The sequence below is a fragment of the Paenibacillus cookii genome, from assembly GCF_018333375.1.
GTDB lineage: Bacteria > Bacillota > Bacilli > Paenibacillales > Paenibacillaceae > Paenibacillus_AQ > Paenibacillus_AQ cookii.
Map to the genome: position 1 here is coordinate 19,995 of NZ_BORW01000027.1, position 19,326 is coordinate 39,320.

The window sequence follows — 19,326 nt, forward strand, 5'->3', positions numbered from 1 at the left end:
TACATCTCACTTTCTCGTATTTTCCAAACGCGGCTTGTTTGCTTTGCGCTGCAGTTCTTCCGAGCCTTCCTGCACTTCCTCCCGCGGAAGCCCTCCCGCTTCAAGCTCTTCGTCGCTTTTCGTTAACAGTCTTTGATAGAAGGCAAAGCCTTCCTCTTCGGTGATTTCCTGCTGATCGAGCAGCCTGTAGAGGGCGTTCTCCGCCTCGTCGTACCGCCCCCGCTCCTCTTCATAGCGGAGCAGCAGCTGATCCGTTTTGGCCGGAATCCTGTAGCCTTTGATCCCTTCCTTCAGCTCGGCCACGCGCTCGGGCAGCTTCAGCATCGTATGGTCCGCTCCGTGCAGGTCGGCATAGAGATACAGATGCAGCGACTTCATAAGGCGGATCAGCCCCTCGTCCTTTTGCTCCATATCCAAGTATACCCCGGCTTCTTCCTGAAGCAGCCTGGCGATCGTTTGCAGCTTGTCGGCTTCGATCCCGCCCCCCAGGCGAAACATCTCTATGATATCCTCAACGGACAGGGAATTCAAAAGCTTCGAGTTCAGGCGGAAATTTTTGCTCAGCAGGTCGTCGATTTCCCACAGAGCCTCGGTGTATTTTTTCTGCTGTTTGAGCCCGAATACCTTGCCGACCATTTCAACCATATCCTCTACCATTTGCAGCAAATAGTCTTTCCTGAACATGACGCTCCTCAACCCTTTCCAAAATGATTAAGCGACAGGCAAGATCGCGAAGCCTCCCTTTTCTTGCCTTCTGGTGCGCGTTGAACCTTGATGCCCGGGAAGACCGCGTCTTTTGCCTCGAGGATCTTTCTTTTTAATGATTGTATGCTATTCGGCATGCCAAAGCCAGCGGCCCGCCCGGAAACGCCCGGGTAAACCGGATTTAAGCCGCTGCCTTTATGGCGCAAAAAGCCGGAGCCCTTTGTTCTTAGGGCTCCGGCTTTTATTTATGGCATGAAGCTGTAACGGGATGAAATTTTCAGCGCATGAACGAGGGCCGCGGGCGCTCAGCTTTCCTTCAAGAAGCTCCGGACGATGCCGGCCAGCTCCTCCGGCGTTTCCATCATGCTCATATGGCCTGCGCCCTTGATCGTTGCTTTCGTGATGTTCGGGCGGTCCGAGGAGAATACTTTTTCCGGAGGGGCAATGCCGTCATGTTCTCCCGCCACCAGCAGGACCGGCAGCGCCGAAGCGGAAATGACGTCCCGGCGGTCCGGCCGCTCGCGCATGGCCAATGCCGCGCCTGCGGCGCCTTGCGGCGGCGTAAGATAGCCGATTTCCTTCGCTTTTTGGATCAGCTCGGGCCGGGACTTCGCCGTGCCTGGCGCAAACAATCCCGGAATCAGGCCGTCGATAAACGCGGTCATTCCTTCCGTCTGGATGGTGCTTACGGCTTTCAGCCGCTTTTCCTTGCCCGCTTCGTCATCCGCGTATCCCGTGGAATGGATGAGGCCGAAGCCGTTTAACCGCGAGGCGTACCGCTGGGCGAAGGAAAGCGTAACGTATCCGCCCATGGAATGCCCCAGCATCGTCGCCTTCTCCACGTTCAGCTCGTCGAGAAGCTTCAGGACGTCGTCCGCCATTTGCTCGATCGAATACGCTCCCAGCGGGGCATCCGACGAGCCGTGTCCGCGCAAATCGGGCACGATGCAGCGAAGGCTGCCGGATAAGAGCGGCACGAGCGGCTCCCAGTATGCGGAGCTGCCGCAGAAGCCGTGGAGCAGCACGACAGCCTCTCCCTCTCCCTGATCGGCATAACAAAGCGTATATCCGTCGCAAACTACTTTATCCATCGTGAAACCCTTCTTTCGTGAGGATTTTTTGCATCCGCTTTTTCGGTTCCAATCCCATCATGCAGCCATATTCCGGACCGGACTCCCATAGATTTAAATGAATGGCCAACCATAGGCCCGGTTGGCGCCCGCATCGGCCGCCAGTCCGAACGCTTCCGCCGCGGCGGAGGCAATCTGGCCGGCCATCGCCATCACATGATGCAGCGAGGTCATCTGCAGCGTGGCATAAGGCTTGGGACCGATCGCATTCACGACCGCGGCGACGCTGTAATTTCCGACGGGCGGAAGCGAGAGTCCCACCGATCTTGCGGGTAACAGCGGCTCGTCCGCAACCAGGAAGCTTCCGACGGACTGCGGCTGTCCCAAGCATGCATCGATCGCGACCACGACATGGCTTTCCGGGATTTCCGCCAAGCGGGCTACCAGGCTGGAGGCATCGCACGGGGACGCCAACGTTCCGATGACATGGGGGAAACCGCAGGCGGAAAGCGCGCTTCCCGTCAGCGGGCCGAGCGCATCGCCGGTGGACCGGTCCGTGCCGATGCACAAAAAGGTCACGGCGGAGGGCTCATGGCGGCTGCGGATCTCCGCCAAAAAAGCGCGAAGCCCGTTGGCATCCGTTTTTTGGCTGTTCCCGCCCTTATCCCGGCCGGAGCGGAAGTCTTGATTCGACAAGGCCTAGTGCCTCCCTTGCAGGTTGATCAACATATTCCTTTTGATTTTACTGCAAAATAGCCGGCAAGAAAAATCATTTTCCTGTGTCGGGCGGCAAGACATGCTACAATGGGTACAACCCGCGATTCCCCGAAGGCAGGGACTTAGCTTCGCAGCCCGTTCTCGCACTTCGAAGAGGCAAGGGAAATGATAAACGGCTGCAACTGAAGAAAAGAAACTGGAAAGGATGAACCTCCCCCATGGATTTATCGCAAAAAACGGCTGAAAATATCGAGTACATGATCGAACAGATCAAAACCAAGCTTCGAATGGCCAGCGGCGCCGCCATGAGCTCCACCGCCTTTTCGGTGGATCAATACGAAGACATCCGAGATGTCTACGAGCTTGTCATGACCAAATCGAACCTCAGCATTTCCGAAGTGGAAGCCTTGGTGTCGGAGCTTGGCCGCTTACGCAGCAAATAAGTTTTCCCCGGAATACGAAAGCCCCCTGTCGATCCTTATCGTTCCAACGTGTACGAAGGAAGGCCGCAGGGGGCTTTTCTACGAGCCGGCTCATTTCAGGGAAGATCCACGAGCACGAATTCCGCGTCCCCGTCGCTGCTCGTCCCTTTGATGTGAAGGTCGCAGTTGTTGCGGATCCGGGCGGCATCCCCGGGTTCAAGCTGGAAAGTGCCGTCATTGCAGCCGATTTCCAGGTGGCCGGAAATGAGGAACAAATAAGTCCGTCTTTCCTCCTGCTGATCGAACACGATTTCTTGGCCCGTTTCCAAGATCGGAATGTAAAGGGAAATATCCGAATGTATCCGGATCCCCTCTTGCCCTTCCGTCCTTCCGGTTACCGCGGGCGCCAGCTTGTTCAAACGTTCCTCCCTGGTGAGCGGGCGGGACGTCCATGACGGCCTGTGCCCCGGTTCCGACGGCAAAAACCACATTTGCATAAACCTGACAGGTTCGTCTTCGGACGGATTCGTCTCCGCATGTTCGATTCCGGTGCCTGCGCTCATCACCTGGACCGTGCCGGCCGGAAGGCGCTGCGCGTTGCCCAGGCTGTCGTTATGTTCAAGCGTGCCGGAGATGACGTAACTGACGATTTCCAAATCATGATGAGGATGTTTCTTAAAGCCTTGCAACGGACTTAAACAATTATCGTTATGCGCCAGCAGGCAGCCGAAATGCGAATTGCTCGGATCATCGTAGTCGGCAAAAGAAAAGCTGAATTCGCTGTGGATCCACCCTTTCTCCGAAGTATGACGCTCCGCCGAAGTCACTACTTTAATCATTTTACATCCACCTCCATGAATGTCTTTCTCAAAAAAGGTTGGTCTTGATTACGTAATTCTTACCCCTAACCTTCACCGCTCAATCACGTTCAAAAACAAAAAAATCCCTCCTGCAATCCGGAAGGGATTTCATGCGGATTCCTATTCTCTTGGGGATGCCTAGCGCGAAAAAAAAACGAATGCGGTGCCGGGTGGCACCTTGCGCAGGCCTCCTCAGGCGTTATACCGATTGTAGCCGGAACACGGCATCGGCATGCCCGACCTTTTTGCCTTCGTCATTATAAATGTCATGCGTAAAAGACTCGCTTAATTCCCGGATGATCGAGTGGTTGCCGTAGCCGATTTGTTCCAGGATGGACTCGACGATCCAGCCCCATTCTTCTTCCGACCCGTCCAATACCTTAAAGGCGATGCCGAGGCGTTCCTTCTTCAGGCCGAAGCAGTACACGCCCTTGAAGCCGCCCTTGGCGACGATATTTCCGTCCTGCAAGACGAGGGAATCGACGCGGCCGCGGCCGCCCACCATTTCCGGATGCAGGTTCATCGCCCGGACAATGGTTTTCACCGCTTCCCTGACGGCTTCATCCGCAATGAGGTCCGGGCAAGCAAGCTTCACGTAGGCCGCGGCCATCGCCGAAAGCGGCAAAGCAAAAACGGGAAAACCGCAGCCGTCCGTACCGAGTTCGATGCGATCCGCGGGAATGCCGCACATCATCGCCACGGTCCCGATGATTTCCTGCTGAACGGGATGCCCCGGGTCCGCATACCCATCCAGCGGGTATCCTTTCATTTTGCAGTAGGCAAGCACGCCGAGATGTTTGCCGGAACAATTATGGTACAAGCGGCGTTTGCCGCCCTGCCGGCGCAGCACCTCTTCCTTGCTTTCTTCGTTCCAAGGATAACTTGCCGCGCAAACGAGCTCCGACTCCGACAGTCCCGTTTTCTTCATGATGCTTTCGAGCACGTCCACATGCTCAGGCTGCGCCATGTGCGATGCGGTCATGATGGCGATCTCCTTGTCGTCCAGCCCGTAATGGGCCGCAATGCCTCCGCGGATCGCAACGATCGCCTGAAGGGGTTTCGCGGCCGAACGCGTGAAGGTTACGAAATCCGGATCTCCCGCGTAAGCCGAGGTTTCCCCGCGATCGTCGACGACGCATATATGTCCATGATGCGAGCATTCCATGATGCCCGCGCGATATTCCTTGATCAATACCGGTTCCATCAAACCATCTCTCCTTTAGCTAATCGCTTATCCATCATACAACTTATTCCGAAGAGTTTGAAGACTGCCGCAATATTGTTCATTATTTTCTTTCGCTACGCATTTCATGATTTTTGTTTCAGGCTCCATAAGACCGTTTAAATACGAAATAAGCAAGGACAAACCCTATCATGGCCGATCTCAAACCATCATCATAAAACAAGGAGTGATTTCGATGAATAAGACGGAAACGGATTGCCAAGTTCAAAGCGGCGGCACCTCTACCTTCCTCAAAGGGGCGCTGGTCGGCGGGCTGCTCGGCGCGGCCGCGGCATTGCTGTTCGCCCCCAAATCGGGCCGCGAGCTGCGGGGCGATTTGTCCGGAACGATCAGCACCATGACGGATAAATCGAAGGAACTCGCGTCCACCTTGGGCGAAAAAGCGTCCGATGTCGCCAAATCGGTCTCTTCCAAAACGACGGAACTGGCCAAATCGGTGAACGAAGGCAAAAACAGCATCATGGAAAGCGTGAAGCAGGCTTCGGCCGATCTGGCGGAGGACGCCAAAAACGCTTCCGATAAAGTCAAAGCGGCGGCGGAGGATGCCTCCCAAACAGCCGCGGGCAAAATGGAATAAACGCCTCCTGCTGCCGAATGAAAGATTCGTCCGCAAGCCAGCCGAAGCGGCTGGCTTTTTCCGCGACCCAAGCGACATTGAAGGCGCCCGCGCGCCGGAAGAAAGCAGGGATGAACATGAGCAAAACAAGCCCGTATCGCGTCGATGAACATCCTTTCGAGCTGAGGCATGAGGTCAAAAGGCTCAACCGGCGGCTGGACCAAATCGCCGATTCGCTCGAAAAGGCCGAAATCAAGGACATTCTTGAAAATTATACGAATCCGAAAAAAAGAATCATCACCAATTTCACTTCGGGCATCGCCCGCGGGCTGGGGCTCTCCATCGGCACGTTCGTCATTTTGGGGGTGCTCGGGTACATTCTCAGCCTGTTCGTCAAAATGCCCGTCATCGGCGAATATATCGCCAACCTGCTGCACTATATCAACCAATATAAACGCTGAACCGGCGACAGGTTCAGCGTTTTTTAACCGGAAAGAGCGGCGCCCGGAATTCCTTTCGGGGCCGCTTTTTCGTGACGCGACCGGCGTGCGAAGTTTCGTGTCCGGATGCCGTCATATTTTGGATTTTCGCCCTTTGACCCTCAGCAAATCCCCGGTCCAGCCCTTGCTGTGCATCCACCAGTACATGCCCAGCGTAAACAGAAGCGTGCCGAACATGACGGACACGAATCCCCAGGGGGTTTTGATCGCCGGCAGGTTATCGAAGTTCATGCCCCATATCGCCCCGACCACGGTGGCCGGCGTGAAGATCGAAGTCACGATCGTGAGGGTCTTCATGATTTCGTTGCCGCGAAACGCGGACACGGCGTCGTCGATGGCAATAAGGGTATCGATTTCGTCCTCGTAATGCCGGAAGGCCCTATCCATCCGTTCCATCCGATGGAGCAGCCGCAGGAAGGGTTTGCTTGACTCAAGCCTATCCAGATACCCCTCCCTGGCAGCCGCGATCAACTCGTCAAAGGGGGTGAACAAATTGCTCCAGAACAACAGCTCGAACCGGGAGTTCAAAATTTTATCCATCAGATGGCGCTGATTGTCCATCTCCATCGCGCGTTCGATGGCGCGCAAATTCATCTCGAAGCGGTCGAGCCCTTGATGGAAATAATGAAGCAGCGTCCTCGCCAATACGAACATGCCGTCGACGGCGTTCGGGCACTGCTGCAGCATCGACGTTCTTTCTTTGGCCGCCATCATCTCCCTGGTGTCCGGATCCAGGTTGATCGTGACCAGCATCTGATCGTTCACGAAAAAATGAAGCCTGTCCACCGGGCCGGCGCCCGTGACCTCGCTTTTGACGGAGTATGGCAGCGTACCGAAAATGACGGCTTCCGCGCCATCGGGAAACCGGACCGAAATATAATTTTCGCTGACCTTCGGAATGACGCGCAGCCACTCGTCGATCGCCGGGGATTCCTCCCGAAGCCTCTGAAGCCATTCATGGGACGAGTCTTCCATGGCCACATCGTACCATCGCCATCCGCCGGCAAAATGGAGCAAGCGGTGCTGTGCCGCATTGGAACCGTTGTTCTTCATAGGCTAAGCGCCCCTTTCGTTAAACTGCGAATAGCAAGGCGTCATCCGCCTTTCGGATATGCAAAAGGACACGCAAGTTCTCGATGGAGAAATCCATTGCGTGTCCTATCTATAACATTCCCGCCATGCGCGCAACCCCAAAAAAAGCTTGTCCGTCATAACGAAGAATTCGACATGATTTCTTTCAATTTTTCGGTGGCCCGCTTCTGGATGCGCGAAACGCTCATCTGCGAAACGCCCAGCTTCTGGGCGATCGAGCGCTGGGATTCTCCGTCCTGGAAAGCCATCAGCAGCACCCGCTGCTCTTGTTCCTTCAGCTGGCTCAACGCTTGCTGCAGATCCATCCGCTTTTCGACCGTATCGTAGTCGTCCGCTTCGGAGCTGATCAGTTCCCCGAGCGTCGCCCCCGTTTCTTCCTGGGACAAAGGGGAATCCAAGGACACATAATGATAGCATTCCCGTCCGGCCAGGACTTCGACGGTTTCTTCCACCGACAGATCCAGGAACTCCGCGATTTCATCCACGCTTGGCGAACGTTCGAGCTTTACCGTCAGCTCATCGATCGCCTGCTGGACCAGCGCGCCCTTCTCCTTGATCCGCCGCGGCACCTGTATGTACCAAGATTTGTCGCGAAGGAAATTTTTCATGTGGCCGATCATGCTTTTCATCGCGTACGGCTCAAACGGAACTCCAAGTTCGATGTCGTATTGCTGCAGCAGGCGAATCAGCGACATTTGGCCGACCTGGTACAAATCTTCGTACAAATCGGGGCGGTTTCGGGCAATTTTGCCTGCTGCGATTTTTACCATAGGCTCATATTTTTGGATTAGAACGGTAGCGATTTCGTTGTCTTTGGTCTGCTGGTACTGCCAAATCAAACCGACGGCCTCGCTCATGGACTCAGGGGGAGTCACTTTATCGTTCATACCTTTTCCTCGCTTCTCGTCAGACGTTTTGCCATCACGACCTTGGTTCCGCGCCCGGCCGCATTTTCGATGCTGACCTCGTCCATGAGCGCTTCCATCAGGTAGAAACCAAGCCCGCCGATTTCTACGTCCAGCAGCTCCTTGTCGTGAAGCGTCGCACTGCCGCTCGTAGAAGTCCGTTCAAAGCTTTCCCCTTCGTCCCGTACCGTAATGGACAACATGTCCTCAAAAACCTCAAACGCCACTTCCACGATGCCGTCCTGCTTGCCGTAGGCATAAAGCACCGAGTTGTTGCACGCCTCCGACACCGCTACCTTCATGTCCTCGATATCCTCGTAAGTGAAACCCATCTTCGAGGCGATCCCGTACAAATTCAGTCTGACGATATCGACGTATTCCGCTCTGGCCGGCAGACTGATCACGACTCTTTGAACTTCAGCATTCATTCTTTTCTTCGATCCTTTCCTATTGGGAATTCTCATTAGGGGCGAAAAACTTGGCGATGCCCGTCATGTCGAACAGCTTCTGGATTTGCGGAGGAACCTGTTCTACCAGGAAGCGGGCTTCCATGCCGTGTCTGGCTTTCAAAATGGAGAGCAGGATCCCGATCCCGGTGCTGTCGATATACTTCAAATCCTTCAGGTTGACGATCAGATCGATCCCCGCGTCCGATACCAACGGCTCCATGACGAGCCTGAAATCAGGGGCCACCGACAAATCCAGCTCTCCGGCCAGATATACGGTGCAAGAATTTCCGTTTTTTTCTGTCGTTGCTTTGAATTTATCGTTTTTATTTGCATTCATAGACATTCTCTCCCGAAAATTGATTTCATTTCGTCATATCCATCGCATGTGCATCCCAGGTCCATACGACCCGATATTTACAAATAACCCGAACCCGCCTGCTTGAATCACTTCCGGTTCATGAAGGCAACGAAAGCGGGTAACGATTCAATATTTCCTTCAGCCTGCTCATCTGCACAGGTTTGCTGATGTAGTCGTCCATTCCCGCTTCCAGGCAGCGATCGCGTATGCCCTCCATCACGTTGGCCGTCATCGCGACGATCACCGGCGTCCGGTTTGCAGGTTTCTGCCGCTGGCGGATTCGTTTGGCCGCCTCGAGCCCGTCCATCACCGGCATTTGCAGATCCATGAAAATGTAATGGTAACCGGGGCTTGCCAGCGACTTGTCCACGGCCTGAAGCCCGTCCTCGGCCACTTCGGCTTTCAGTCCGAATTTGCCGAGCATGCTGACCATCAGCTTCCGGTTTACCGGATGGTCGTCCACGACCAGAATGTCCGGCGGCGCGCTGCCGTCCCGTTTCACCTGCAGCCGAAGTTCGTCGCAGCATCCGTCCAAGCATTCGTCGTATTCCGGCTCCTTGACGACGATGTTGAAAATAAAGGTCGTTCCCTGAACCTCGGACGGCTCGACCCGGATGTCGCCGCCCATCATCTCGACGAGCGATTTGCAGATGGCCAGTCCAAGGCCGGTGCCGCCGTATTTGCGCGTCATGGAGGAATCGAGCTGGGAAAACGGCTTGAACAATCGGTCGATTTTGCCCTCCGAGATGCCGATGCCCGTATCCCTGACGGCAAATTCGATATCGAGGCTCCCGGCTGTCCGCTCCTTCAAAGACACGATTAAATACACGCCGCCCTCGTGGGTGAATTTCACCGCATTGGCGATCAAATTGATGAGCACCTGGCGCAACCGGGCCATGTCGCCGTAAATCGCCGGGGGAATCCTGTCGTCAAGGAAATAGACGAGCTCCAGCCCCTTTTTGCCCGCTTCGACGGAAAACAGGCTGAAAACCTCTTGAATGCAGACGCCCAGGTCAAAGGGATGCTCTTCAAGCTCCATTTTGCCGGACTCCATCTTCGTGAAATCCAGGATGTCGTTGATGACCGTCACGAGGGCATCCGCGCTGCTGCGGATAATCTCGGCATATTCCTGCTGCTCTTCGTTCAGTTCGGTTTCCATCAGCAGATCGACCATGCCGATCACCCCGTTCATCGGTGTGCGGATTTCATGGCTCATCATCGCCAAAAATTCGGTTTTCGCCTTGGCCGCGATTTCCGCGGCTTCTTTGGCCTTCACCAGCTCCTGGTTGATTTTCTCCAGCTCCTGGGTTTTCTGCTGCAGCAGCATCGACTGGGTTTTATGTTTTTTCCCCGTCAAATACATTTCGACGAAACCTTCGATTTTCGATTTCAGGATCTGCGGAATGAAAGGTTTGACCATATAATCGATGGCTCCGGCGGAATACCCCGCGAATAAATGCTCCGCTTCCTTGCTGTTCGCCGAGATAAAGATGATGGGAATGTCTTTCGTCTTATCCCTTTTTTTGATCAGCTTCGCCGTTTCGATCCCGTCCAGCCCCGGCATTTGCACATCGAGCACGATGACGGCAAACTCGTCCTTCAGCAGGCAGCGCAGCGCCTCTTCTCCGGACGTCGCCTTGACGAGGTTGTACCGTTCGCTCTCCAGCACGGCCTCAAGGGCCAGCAAATTTTCGGGATGGTCGTCCACGAGCAATATATGAATCGGTTCTTGAACCCCCATAGAATCCTCCCCACTAACCTATTTCATCTTCCGGTATATTTTCTCCACGCGGTCCATCGGTTCGTAATACTGGCTGTATTCCGTAAATTGGATCGACTCCTTCGAGCCGAGGACCAAAATGCCGGAGCGGCTCAGACTTTCGTAAAACAGCCCATGTACCCGGTCCCGGAGCGTATCGTTAAAATAAATCATGACATTCCGGCAAAAAATGACGTTAAATTCGTTGAAGGAACGGTCCGTGGCCAGGTTATGTTCGGCGAAAATGATGTTTTTTTGCAAAAACGGCTTAAAAATGACCGAGTTGTATTTCGCCGTGTAATATTCCGAAAACGAGCGGGTTCCCCCGGCCTCGATGTAGTTTTTCGTGTACTGTTTCATTTTTTCGATCCCGAATATCCCCTGCTTGGCAATCGCCAGCGAGCGGTCGTTCATGTCCGTCGCATAAATCCTCGATTTGTCGTACAGCCCTTCCTCATGCAGCAAAATCGCCATGGAGTAAACTTCCTCGCCCGTCGAGCAGCCCGCGTGCCAGATACGGATATACGGATAGGTGCGGAGCAGCGGCACGATTTTCTCGCGGAAAAGCCTAAACACCTCCGGGTCCCTGAACATCTCCGTCACCGGGATCGACAACGTCTGGACCATCCGCTCAAAACACGTACGCTCATGAAGCACCCGTTCCTGAAGCGCGGAAATGCTTTTCAGGCCTTCCGAATGGATAAAATGCCATATTCGCCGTCGCAGGGATGGCAGCGCGTAGTTGCGGAAGTCATAACCGTAAAGCCGGTGAACCCCTTCAAGCAGAAGCTCAAGTTCGATATCCTCGCGCTCCCTGTTGCCGCCTGCCGTCAAACGTTCTTCAAAATCTTCCGAAATGCAAATATCCATTCAAGTTCCTCCTGATTTCCCGTATAACACTTTCCATTACCCGCATATCCGGCCTACGAATACAGCCATACCCGCATGAGCGAAAGAAGCTGTTCGGTTTGGATCGGTTTTTTGACGTAATCCGAGGCTCCGGCTTCGATGCATTTCGAGCGGTCCTCCTTCATGGCTTTCGCCGTCAAAGCGATGATCGGCAGCTTTTGGAACTCCGGCTGCTGGCGGATTCGGCGCATCGCCTCGTAGCCGTCCATTTCCGGCATCATCATGTCCATCAGCACCAAATCGAAATGCTCGCCGCTGTTTAATATTTCGATCGCATCCCGCCCGTTTTCGGCAAAGGTGACGTCCATATCATAGCTTTCCAGCACGCTGGACAGCGCAAACACGTTCCGGATGTCGTCGTCGACGAGCAGAATCCGCTTGCCTTCGAACAAAACCTCCTTATTGTGCAGCCTTTGCAAAATTTTGCGTTTGTCTTCCGGCAAATTCGCTTCGACCCGGTGCAGGAACAACGTCGTTTCGTCCAGCAGCCGCTCGGGCGATTTCACGTCCTTGATAATGATGGACTCGGCGTATTTCCGGAGCCTCATTTCCTCCTTGCTGTCCAGGTCCTTGCCCGTGTAAATGATGATCGGCAGGTCCTCCAGCTCTTCGTCCTGCTGGATTTGATCCAGCAGCTCGAAGCCCGTCATATCGCTTAACATCAAATCCAGCACCATGCTGTCGTACCGTTTGTTCCGCAGCTCCCTCAGCGCCTCTTCGCCCGTCGACACCGCCGTAATGACGACATCGTCGTGGTCGATCAGCTCGATGATCGAATTCCGCTGCGTTTCGTCGTCCTCTACGATCAGCAAATGTTTGACCGAATTTTCGGTATACGATTCGATATGCGAAAATGCCCTTTCGAGCGCCGCCTTGGAAGACGGCTTCTTCAGATAGGCGATGGCCCCCATTTTCAATCCCTGCTTCACTTCGTCCACGACCGAAACGATATGCACCGGGATGTGCCGCGTAGCCGAATGGCTCTTCAGCTCGCCGAGAATGGACCAGCCGTCCATGACCGGGAGCTGGATATCGAGGATGATGGCATCCGGCAAATAAGACTGGGCCATCTGCAGGCCGATATCGCCCTGCGCCGCGACAAGGCCCTTAAAGCCGCGGCCCCGGGCCATTTCCAGCAAGATGCCGGCAAATTTCGGATCGTCCTCGATGATCAGCAGCACCTTGTCGTTGTCCTCGATCCGGTCCCGGTCGTCGGCAATCGCCGCCAAAGCCGGAATTTGGTCCTTGGCTTTGCGTTCCGGCTCTCCGGCCGGCGCGGTTTCCCCGGAGACCAGCAGCTCGCCGGCAGCCGCAGCCTCGCTGCGGGCCGACTGGAGCGCCGCTTCGTCCGCTTCGATCGGCAGATACAAAGTAAAGCAGCTTCCCTTGCCTTCCGTGGACTGCACCTCTATGCCGCCTCCGAGCAACTTGGCCAGTTCGCGGCTGATCGAAAGCCCGAGGCCCGTTCCCCCGTATTTGCGGCTTGTCGTGCCGTCCACTTGCTGGAACGCTTCAAAGATAAGCTCCGTTTTGTCTTTAGGAATGCCGATGCCCGTATCCTTGACCGACAAAGCGAGGTAGCTGCGGCGTCCGTCCAGATAGGTGGGCAGTTCAGCCTCTTCCGCCCGCTGAACGCTGAAGGTGACGGAACCGCGGTTCGTGAATTTAAACGCATTGGACATCAGGTTGCGGATGATTTGCTTGACCCGGTAACCATCCGTGACGATCGATACTGGCAAATCCGGGTCCACGTCGAACCGGAGCGCCACCTGCTTTTGCGTCGCGACCGGCATGAAGTTCTGATGCACGAAACCTTTCCATTCCTGAACCGCCACTTTTTCCCGATTGATCTCCATCTTGCCTGCATCCACTTTGGACAGATCCAAAATCTCGTCGATCATCTTCAGGAGATCGGCCCCCGACATATAAATCGTGCGGGCGTATTCCGTCTGCTTGTCGCTCAAGTTGCCTTCCTTGTTTTCGGCCAGGAGCTGGGACAAGATCAGAAGGCTGTTCAGCGGCGTCCGCAGCTCATGCGACATATTGGCCAAAAACTCCGATTTGTACTTGCTCGTTACCGCCAGCTGCATCGCCTGCCGTTCCAGCTTCGCCTTCGCTTCCTCGACCTCGATGTTTTTTTCCTCAAGCTGCTGCATCTGCTCTTCGAGCGCCCGCGTCTTGGCGATGAGCTCCGTATTGAAGTGCTCCAGTTCCTCCTGCTGCCGCTGCAGCAGATCCTCGGATTTTTTGAGCGCTTCGGTTTGCTCTTCCAGGTTCTCGTTCGTGCGTCTCAGCTCTTCCTGCTGCGTTTGCAGCTCTTCCGATTGGCACTGCAGCTCCTCGGTAAGCGCCTGCGATTCCCGCAGCAGCTCCTCGACGCGCAATCTCCGGTTGATATTGTTGATCACGATGCCCAAATGGTCGGCGAGCTGGGAAAAAAGCTTGCTTTGCAGCTCCGAAAACGGCTCGAACGAAGCCACTTCGATCGCTCCCAGCAGCTCGTCCTCGAACAGGATCGGCTGGATCATCAAATGTGCCGGCTTGCCCTGGCCCAAGGCCGACGTCACGGATAAATAGTTGTCCGGAACCGTGGTCGCGATCGGCTTGCGGTCCAGCGCGCTTTGTCCGATCAGCCCCTCGCCTACCCCGACCTTCCCCTTCGTGGCCAATTCGCCTTCGCGGGCATACGTGCCGTTCAGAACAAGCCAGTCCGGCTCTTTTTCTTCATCATGGATATAGATGGCCCCGTACATCGCTCCCAGGACGGGCGTAAATTCGCTGATAAAGGCCTGGGACACCTGCTCCCTGGAATTGATGCCCCGCAAGAGCTCCGTAATCCGGCTCACGTTGGAATTCAGCCAGTTCAAATCTTTTTGGGCCTGCAGGTAGCTCTTTTCCAGCTGTTGTTTTTCCTCGAGATCCTCCGCCATCTCTTTGAACACGCGGGCTACCTCCCCGATTTCATCCTTGGAGGTCACTTTGATCCGGCGGATGGTCCGGATCCGTCCCTTGCCGAAGCTGTCGATCATCATGGAGACCACGTTCAGTCCCCTGGTAATGCTCGGAATTACCCATAAAATGACGGCAAATCCAATCAGCAAACCGGCCGTCATCAAAACGGCCGTGATTTGAATCGATCGGCCGTAATTCGTTTTCGCTTCCGTTATGTCGCGATCCACCTGCATGTCCTGGAACGCCGCAAGCTCGTTGGCGCTTTTCAGCGCTTCTTCCTGCAAGGCAAGACCGCTTGTGTTGCGGTACGCGTTGGCTGCCTCCCACATTCCTTGCGAAACAAGAGACATTTGCTTCTCCTCGTATCGCTTGAAGCCTTCCCAAGCGCTTCTCACCCGGGTCAGCATTTGCTGCTCTTCCGGGGACTCGCTGCTCGCGATAAGCTTTTGCAAACTTTCGTTGCCGCTGTCTATCATGGCGTTGATCTCGTTTTTGGTTTCTTCGAGCGAGGCGGTCCGGTTCAACATCACGTTGACGAGCACCCGCGAAATATTGTTCACTTCGCTCCGCACGCTGCTGGAATATCTGACCTTCAAATACCGCTGCTCATAGATCTCGTCCAGCTGCTTGTTCATATCGTTTAAACGGTTGTAGCCAATCGTCGTCATCACGGCCATAAGGACCATCATGACGCCGAAACCGATAATCAGCTTGGCTTTCAGCTTCATTCCGCGTTTTCCCCCTCTTTTAACGATATCCACACGAGGCACTTGTCGTCTTCCCGCTCCTGCGTGCCGTGGTCTTCAAAAAAAGCCTCGAACATCCGGGACTCGTCCCACCGATGCGAATGGCTCAGGCGGTCGATCAGGAAATCCATCTTCTCTTCATGTTCCCCGTCCACCACCTCCAGCAGACCGTCGGTATACAAGGCGATATGCCCGTCGCCTTCGTAATGAAGCGTTTGCGGTTCAATCTCCATCTTCTCGAACAGCCCTACCGGACAGCATGCCTTGTCAAGCTGAACGACTCCCCCTTCATTCGGGAAAAACAGCGCCGGCGGATGCCCCGCGTTGACGTAATCGATCCTTTTCACGACCGTGTCCACGACGAGATAGATCGCCGTAAAATAGTACTGCACGAGCTGATTTTCGATATGGAGCTGGTTGAACCGGCGGTTCAGCTCCTGGATGACCTTTTCCGGCTCCACATATGTCGTTACGGTATCCTTCAGCACCGACGCGATAAACATCGTAAACAGCGACGAGGAGATGCCGTGGCCCATCATGTCCAGCAGAAGGACGCCGTACCGTCCCCCGCCAAGCGGATACCACGCGTACAAATCCCCGGCAAGCTCGGCGGAAGGCTGGTAGATCGCGTGCACCTCGAAGGCGCTGTCCTCGATCGGGGGGCTCAGCACGGCATTTTGCACCAGCGCGGCCAACCGCAATTCGTCCTTGATCCGCTGATCCCGCTCCTTATGCCAATCGTTTTCCTTTTTAAGCCGCAAGGCCAGCCGGATTCTGGCCATCAGCTCCACCTTGTTGATCGGCTTCGTCACATAGTCCACCGCTCCGGCATCCAGCGCTTCAGCCAATTTTTTCGAGTCGCCCACGGCCGTGACCATAATGATCGGAATGTCCTTAAGATGCTCGTGCCGCTGAATGATCCGGCAGGCTTCGATCCCGTCGATTTCCGGCATCATCATGTCCAGCAGGATGAGGTCGATGTTGGCCTGATGGCCCGCTGCCTGCCTGCCGGAGCCGCTTTCTCCGCGGCCCTCGATGCCCAGCATCTCGAACATGCCGTGGGCCGAGGAGGCCGATGCCGTTTCGCGGTAGTTCTCTTTTTTCAAAATTTCCCGGATAATAATGATATTTGTCGGATTATCGTCAACGATTAATATTCTCATAACATTCTCCTTAACACGCCCGAATAGGTTTGGGTTATGAAATCTCCTGCTACCATACTAACATAATCTAAAAGATAACTTTTCGGCCAACGCCCGGAAAATTCAAAATTTTCCATACGGCGGGCCCGGCTCCAAAAACACAGATAAGGAATGGGACAAAAGACCCCATTCCTTATCTATATTCTGGATACCCTACCCGAAACTTGTATCAAACGTTATACGGTTTTGGCGATGACCAAGACCTTTCCGAGGTCCAGCTCCTTCTCGTAAAACTGGGCCTCCGCCTCCGTGAAACCAAGCGAAGTGATCTTGGCGCGGAGCTCGTCGCCCCTGAGCCGGAACAGATTGGCAAGAGCATCAAACATGCCTTCTTCCTTAATGCCGATCTCGTTCGCATTTGCCGCATCGGCAATCCGTTCCGTCCGGTCGCCGTCATGGGCCAACACGAAGATGTTGTCGCTCATGTAGCCGCTGTTTCGAAGGCGGCGCACTTCCTCCACGGCTTGAACGCCGTTTTCCACGACTTTTGCATACGATCTTGCATGGGTTGATGAATTCATGTTCCTCACTCTCCTTAAGCGTTTTTTTCGTCCGCTCATGTTCCTATTAACCATGAAGGGCGGCGGTGAAACCATTTATTTTTCGAAAATGGGTTTGGTCCGGTTCGCAGTCCTTCCACCGGTCATTCATGGCGGAATTTCTGCCAGACGGAAACCGCGAGATCTCCCCATTTCATCCAGCCCGCATCCTTTTTCTTTTTCCCGCGGGTTCCGTAAGCCGACGCATAGGCCTCGATCGTGCGTTCCTCCGAGTCGGCCGGAGCGGCTCTCAGGGGAGAAGGCTGTTTGATGAGGACTCTTTCGGTTCCCCGCTTGAATTTGTGCATGAAGGCGGCTGACGCCTGTTTGGCGGCAAGCGTAATTTCGCTGAGCGCCTCGCCCAAATGCTTGACCGATTCCATGACGGGGTCGATCTGCTGCATTTTGTGCCGCACGTCCCTCGTAATATCGTTGGCTTCCCTTACGACCTGTTTCACTTCGTACCCCAGTTCGTCCACCGTTTTTTGGATTTCCTGCAGCGTTTGCGTCGTTTTCTCCAACGATTCCTTGGCGGCGAGAAGGGTTTTGATCAAATAAACGACCAGCGCCACAAACGCGGCGGCAATGACGGCAACGCTTACTCCGATGAGCATAGCAAAACCTCGCTTTCCTAGTAGATTGCACGGCTATCCCGTTAGCTCCGGCATAAACCGCCAACGAAGACAACATGCGCTAAGGCGGCTCACCACGCGGCCGAATGTGCTGATATGCGTTAGTTACCCTGCCGGAGGACGCCCGAAACAACGCCTTTTGGTGCACAAAAAGAACGCCAAGCATCGTTATCGGACGCCAGGCGTTTCTTCCATGTACGCATCATGTTATTTGAGCAGGAGCGACGGCAAAGAAAGCCAGTCCAGCTTAAACGTCAGCTTGGCGCCGTCCTGCAGGAATTCGATATGGTCCACCGTCAGCATGTCCGGCAAATGGTCCTTCAAATGGACCGTGATCGTTCCCAGATGAAGCCATGAAGCGGGAATCCGCACGGATTTGACGCTCGTGGATTCATGCTGCAGATCCAGGTTGCTGCCGCTGGCTTCCATATGGAATTTCAGCTCGGCGCCAAACGGGATCAGATTGTCGTATTTGCCGTTGATGTCCGCCGTCACTTCCCGGCCGCTGAAATGAAACTCCGCACCGGTAACGGTGATCTGCTGCGGGATATCCCCCAAATGTTTCACCAGCTCTTTTTTGGCCAGCTCGTTCAGCTCGCTGCCGTTAAGCGTTATTTCGGGCTTGCGCGTTTTCAGCATTTCCACGGCCTTGGCTTTGACGTCTATGTCTTGATAGCTTAAATCCAGTTTCTGATCGGGAGAAATATACCAGATGATGAGGCCGCACGCGATGACGGCAAGCAAAAGCAACGTAACGATCATCCGAAGCAGTACTTTCATGTTCCGACTCCTTTCCGGTTCAAGGCGATCATTCCCGCCTCTCTATTCTCCCATTATACTGAATTCGCCTATCAATCTCGAATCCGGGGTCCGAAACGCCGCCGTCCCTGCGATCAGGCCAAACCTGTCCGGCCGGCCACTTCGAGCCAGCGTCTGGCGATGAGATCATGGCCTGCCGCCGACGGGTGGACGCCGTCATACAGCCAGTATGCCGGTTCGGCCCTTTTCGCCGCTTCGTCGAATGCGTCCTGCAGCGGCACGAAAACCGCTCCGAATTCCTCCGCGAGCTCACGGACGATCGTTTGGTATTTGCCGACGAGCTTTTGCCACTCCTCCCATTTGGCTTCCGTTGCGACTCCCTTGAGAACAAACGGCTCGCACAAAATGAGACGGGTATCCGGCAGCACTTCCTTCGTTTCTTCCAGCAGATGCCTGTATGCCCTTTCAAAACGGTCCGTCACGCCGCTCGGCTCCTCCGACATCGTCCGCCATGCATCGTTAACCCCGATCAAAATGCTGATTACGTCGGGATTCAGGCTGAAGGCATCTTCGTTCCAGCGCGCATACAGATCGGAGACCCGGTTGCCGCTGATGCCCCGGTTGACGAATACCGGATTTTTATCCGCATGGTCGTTTGCCAGTCTGGAGGCGATCAGAAAAACGTAGCTTTGCCCGATAAAGTACTTTTGATAAAGCCCTCTGTCCCGGTTTGCGTCCGTAATCGAATCCCCTTGGAATAAAATAACCGCGTTTTTCTTCGAAATCATTGGCACCATTCCACGCTTTCCTGATTGATTTTTTTCAAGATTGCTATAAAATAATATACCTGAACTTTTGGTATTTTTGATAGATGACCGCCAATTTTGTTGGTTCAATTTGCCAAAGGCGGGTTATTTCTACGATAGGATGCGAATCCACATTATTGAAGGA

20 protein-coding genes are annotated in these 19,326 nt (G+C 54.6%); 3 read left to right on the forward strand and 17 right to left on the reverse strand.

From position 1 onward, the window contains the following. Positions 1-6: 6 nt before the first annotated feature. The 3 genes from KI367_RS19810 to yyaC form a co-directional block, all read right to left on the reverse strand. Positions 7-684 (reverse strand): DUF6483 family protein, encoded by a 678-nt coding sequence (locus KI367_RS19810; RefSeq protein WP_212951848.1) that lies wholly within the window; start codon positions 682-684, stop codon positions 7-9. 326 nt (positions 685-1,010) lie between these two features. Then, the gene (locus KI367_RS19815) at positions 1,011-1,796 is read right to left on the reverse strand and encodes an alpha/beta fold hydrolase (RefSeq protein ID WP_212951849.1); all 786 of its coding nucleotides are present in this window, start codon (positions 1,794-1,796) and stop codon (positions 1,011-1,013) included. 93 nt (positions 1,797-1,889) lie between these two features. After that, positions 1,890-2,471 (reverse strand): spore protease YyaC, encoded by a 582-nt coding sequence (gene yyaC, locus KI367_RS19820; RefSeq protein WP_212951851.1) that lies wholly within the window; start codon positions 2,469-2,471, stop codon positions 1,890-1,892. A 239-nt stretch (positions 2,472-2,710) separates the two neighbouring features. Between yyaC and KI367_RS19825 the strand changes: the two genes are divergently transcribed. Beyond that, positions 2,711-2,935, forward strand: a complete 225-nt coding sequence (locus KI367_RS19825; RefSeq protein ID WP_036712844.1) for a DUF1128 domain-containing protein — start codon at positions 2,711-2,713, stop codon at positions 2,933-2,935. A gap of 95 nt (positions 2,936-3,030) precedes the next feature. Here KI367_RS19825 and KI367_RS19830 read toward each other — a convergent pair whose 3' ends face one another. Both KI367_RS19830 and KI367_RS19835 read right to left on the reverse strand, forming a co-directional pair. Next, on the reverse strand, positions 3,031-3,753 hold the full coding sequence (locus KI367_RS19830) for a pirin family protein (protein WP_212951853.1): 723 nt from the start codon (positions 3,751-3,753) through the stop codon (positions 3,031-3,033). Positions 3,754-3,973: 220 nt separating this feature from the next. Further along, positions 3,974-4,978, reverse strand: coding sequence for an asparaginase (locus KI367_RS19835; protein WP_212951854.1), 1,005 nt, complete (start codon positions 4,976-4,978; stop codon positions 3,974-3,976). Positions 4,979-5,192: 214 nt separating this feature from the next. On the opposite strand from KI367_RS19835, the gene KI367_RS19840 reads away from it, so the two are divergent. Next, positions 5,193-5,594, forward strand: a complete 402-nt coding sequence (locus KI367_RS19840; RefSeq protein ID WP_212951856.1) for a YtxH domain-containing protein — start codon at positions 5,193-5,195, stop codon at positions 5,592-5,594. Positions 5,595-5,704: 110 nt separating this feature from the next. Then, positions 5,705-6,034: a DUF5665 domain-containing protein gene (locus KI367_RS19845; RefSeq protein ID WP_246537125.1), complete on the forward strand. Its 330-nt coding sequence runs from the start codon at positions 5,705-5,707 to the stop codon at positions 6,032-6,034. A 111-nt stretch (positions 6,035-6,145) separates the two neighbouring features. On the opposite strand, the gene KI367_RS19850 is transcribed toward KI367_RS19845, so the two are convergent. The 12 genes from KI367_RS19850 to KI367_RS19905 all read right to left on the reverse strand — a co-directional run bounded on the left by KI367_RS19850 (position 6,146) and on the right by KI367_RS19905 (position 19,163). Continuing rightward, positions 6,146-7,126, reverse strand: a complete 981-nt coding sequence (locus KI367_RS19850) for a magnesium transporter CorA family protein (RefSeq protein WP_212951857.1) — start codon at positions 7,124-7,126, stop codon at positions 6,146-6,148. A 155-nt stretch (positions 7,127-7,281) separates the two neighbouring features. Further along, complete coding sequence (locus KI367_RS19855; protein ID WP_212951859.1) at positions 7,282-8,052, reverse strand: sigma-70 family RNA polymerase sigma factor; 771 nt, start codon at positions 8,050-8,052, stop codon at positions 7,282-7,284. Then, complete coding sequence (gene rsbW, locus KI367_RS19860; protein ID WP_212951861.1) at positions 8,049-8,498, reverse strand: anti-sigma B factor RsbW; 450 nt, start codon at positions 8,496-8,498, stop codon at positions 8,049-8,051. Before rsbW ends, KI367_RS19855 begins: the two co-directional genes overlap by 4 nt. A 19-nt stretch (positions 8,499-8,517) precedes the next feature. Beyond that, positions 8,518-8,856, reverse strand: a complete 339-nt coding sequence (locus KI367_RS19865; protein ID WP_036712831.1) for an STAS domain-containing protein — start codon at positions 8,854-8,856, stop codon at positions 8,518-8,520. A gap of 118 nt (positions 8,857-8,974) precedes the next feature. Beyond that, a complete protein-coding gene (locus KI367_RS19870) occupies positions 8,975-10,618 on the reverse strand; it encodes a hybrid sensor histidine kinase/response regulator (protein ID WP_212951862.1) in 1,644 nt (547 codons plus the stop codon). An 18-nt stretch (positions 10,619-10,636) separates the two neighbouring features. Beyond that, positions 10,637-11,506, reverse strand: coding sequence for a CheR family methyltransferase (locus KI367_RS19875; RefSeq protein WP_052147145.1), 870 nt, complete (start codon positions 11,504-11,506; stop codon positions 10,637-10,639). A gap of 53 nt (positions 11,507-11,559) precedes the next feature. After that, positions 11,560-15,225, reverse strand: coding sequence for a response regulator (locus KI367_RS19880; RefSeq protein WP_212951864.1), 3,666 nt, complete (start codon positions 15,223-15,225; stop codon positions 11,560-11,562). Then, a complete protein-coding gene (locus KI367_RS19885) occupies positions 15,222-16,406 on the reverse strand; it encodes a SpoIIE family protein phosphatase (protein WP_212951866.1) in 1,185 nt (394 codons plus the stop codon). The genes KI367_RS19880 and KI367_RS19885 overlap by 4 nt, the downstream gene beginning before the upstream one ends. Positions 16,407-16,621: 215 nt before the next feature. Continuing rightward, the gene (locus KI367_RS19890) at positions 16,622-16,966 is read right to left on the reverse strand and encodes a YflT domain-containing protein (protein ID WP_212951868.1); all 345 of its coding nucleotides are present in this window, start codon (positions 16,964-16,966) and stop codon (positions 16,622-16,624) included. A gap of 122 nt (positions 16,967-17,088) precedes the next feature. Further along, positions 17,089-17,598 (reverse strand): DUF948 domain-containing protein, encoded by a 510-nt coding sequence (locus tag KI367_RS19895; RefSeq protein WP_212951869.1) that lies wholly within the window; start codon positions 17,596-17,598, stop codon positions 17,089-17,091. Positions 17,599-17,823: 225 nt separating this feature from the next. After that, on the reverse strand, positions 17,824-18,396 hold the full coding sequence (locus KI367_RS19900; RefSeq protein ID WP_036712827.1) for a hypothetical protein: 573 nt from the start codon (positions 18,394-18,396) through the stop codon (positions 17,824-17,826). A 113-nt stretch (positions 18,397-18,509) separates the two neighbouring features. Continuing rightward, the gene (locus KI367_RS19905; protein ID WP_036712885.1) at positions 18,510-19,163 is read right to left on the reverse strand and encodes an SGNH/GDSL hydrolase family protein; all 654 of its coding nucleotides are present in this window, start codon (positions 19,161-19,163) and stop codon (positions 18,510-18,512) included. Between the last annotated feature and the right edge of the window lie 163 nt (positions 19,164-19,326).

Coding starts and splice junctions, on each gene's coding strand:
- KI367_RS19810 (WP_212951848.1), bottom strand. CDS start 684: ATGTTCAGGAAAGACTATTTGCTGCAAATGGTAGAGGATATGGTTGAA.
- KI367_RS19815 (WP_212951849.1), bottom strand. CDS start 1,796: ATGGATAAAGTAGTTTGCGACGGATATACGCTTTGTTATGCCGATCAG.
- KI367_RS19825 (WP_036712844.1), top strand. CDS start 2,711: ATGGATTTATCGCAAAAAACGGCTGAAAATATCGAGTACATGATCGAA.
- KI367_RS19830 (WP_212951853.1), bottom strand. CDS start 3,753: ATGATTAAAGTAGTGACTTCGGCGGAGCGTCATACTTCGGAGAAAGGG.
- KI367_RS19835 (WP_212951854.1), bottom strand. CDS start 4,978: ATGGAACCGGTATTGATCAAGGAATATCGCGCGGGCATCATGGAATGC.
- KI367_RS19840 (WP_212951856.1), top strand. CDS start 5,193: ATGAATAAGACGGAAACGGATTGCCAAGTTCAAAGCGGCGGCACCTCT.
- KI367_RS19845 (WP_246537125.1), top strand. CDS start 5,705: ATGAACATGAGCAAAACAAGCCCGTATCGCGTCGATGAACATCCTTTC.
- KI367_RS19850 (WP_212951857.1), bottom strand. CDS start 7,126: ATGAAGAACAACGGTTCCAATGCGGCACAGCACCGCTTGCTCCATTTT.
- KI367_RS19855 (WP_212951859.1), bottom strand. CDS start 8,052: ATGAACGATAAAGTGACTCCCCCTGAGTCCATGAGCGAGGCCGTCGGT.
- rsbW (WP_212951861.1), bottom strand. CDS start 8,498: ATGAATGCTGAAGTTCAAAGAGTCGTGATCAGTCTGCCGGCCAGAGCG.
- KI367_RS19865 (WP_036712831.1), bottom strand. CDS start 8,856: ATGAATGCAAATAAAAACGATAAATTCAAAGCAACGACAGAAAAAAAC.
- KI367_RS19870 (WP_212951862.1), bottom strand. CDS start 10,618: ATGGGGGTTCAAGAACCGATTCATATATTGCTCGTGGACGACCATCCC.
- KI367_RS19875 (WP_052147145.1), bottom strand. CDS start 11,506: ATGGATATTTGCATTTCGGAAGATTTTGAAGAACGTTTGACGGCAGGC.
- KI367_RS19880 (WP_212951864.1), bottom strand. CDS start 15,225: ATGAAGCTGAAAGCCAAGCTGATTATCGGTTTCGGCGTCATGATGGTC.
- KI367_RS19885 (WP_212951866.1), bottom strand. CDS start 16,406: ATGAGAATATTAATCGTTGACGATAATCCGACAAATATCATTATTATC.
- KI367_RS19890 (WP_212951868.1), bottom strand. CDS start 16,966: ATGAATTCATCAACCCATGCAAGATCGTATGCAAAAGTCGTGGAAAAC.
- KI367_RS19895 (WP_212951869.1), bottom strand. CDS start 17,598: ATGCTCATCGGAGTAAGCGTTGCCGTCATTGCCGCCGCGTTTGTGGCG.
- KI367_RS19900 (WP_036712827.1), bottom strand. CDS start 18,396: ATGAAAGTACTGCTTCGGATGATCGTTACGTTGCTTTTGCTTGCCGTC.
- KI367_RS19905 (WP_036712885.1), bottom strand. CDS start 19,163: ATGATTTCGAAGAAAAACGCGGTTATTTTATTCCAAGGGGATTCGATT.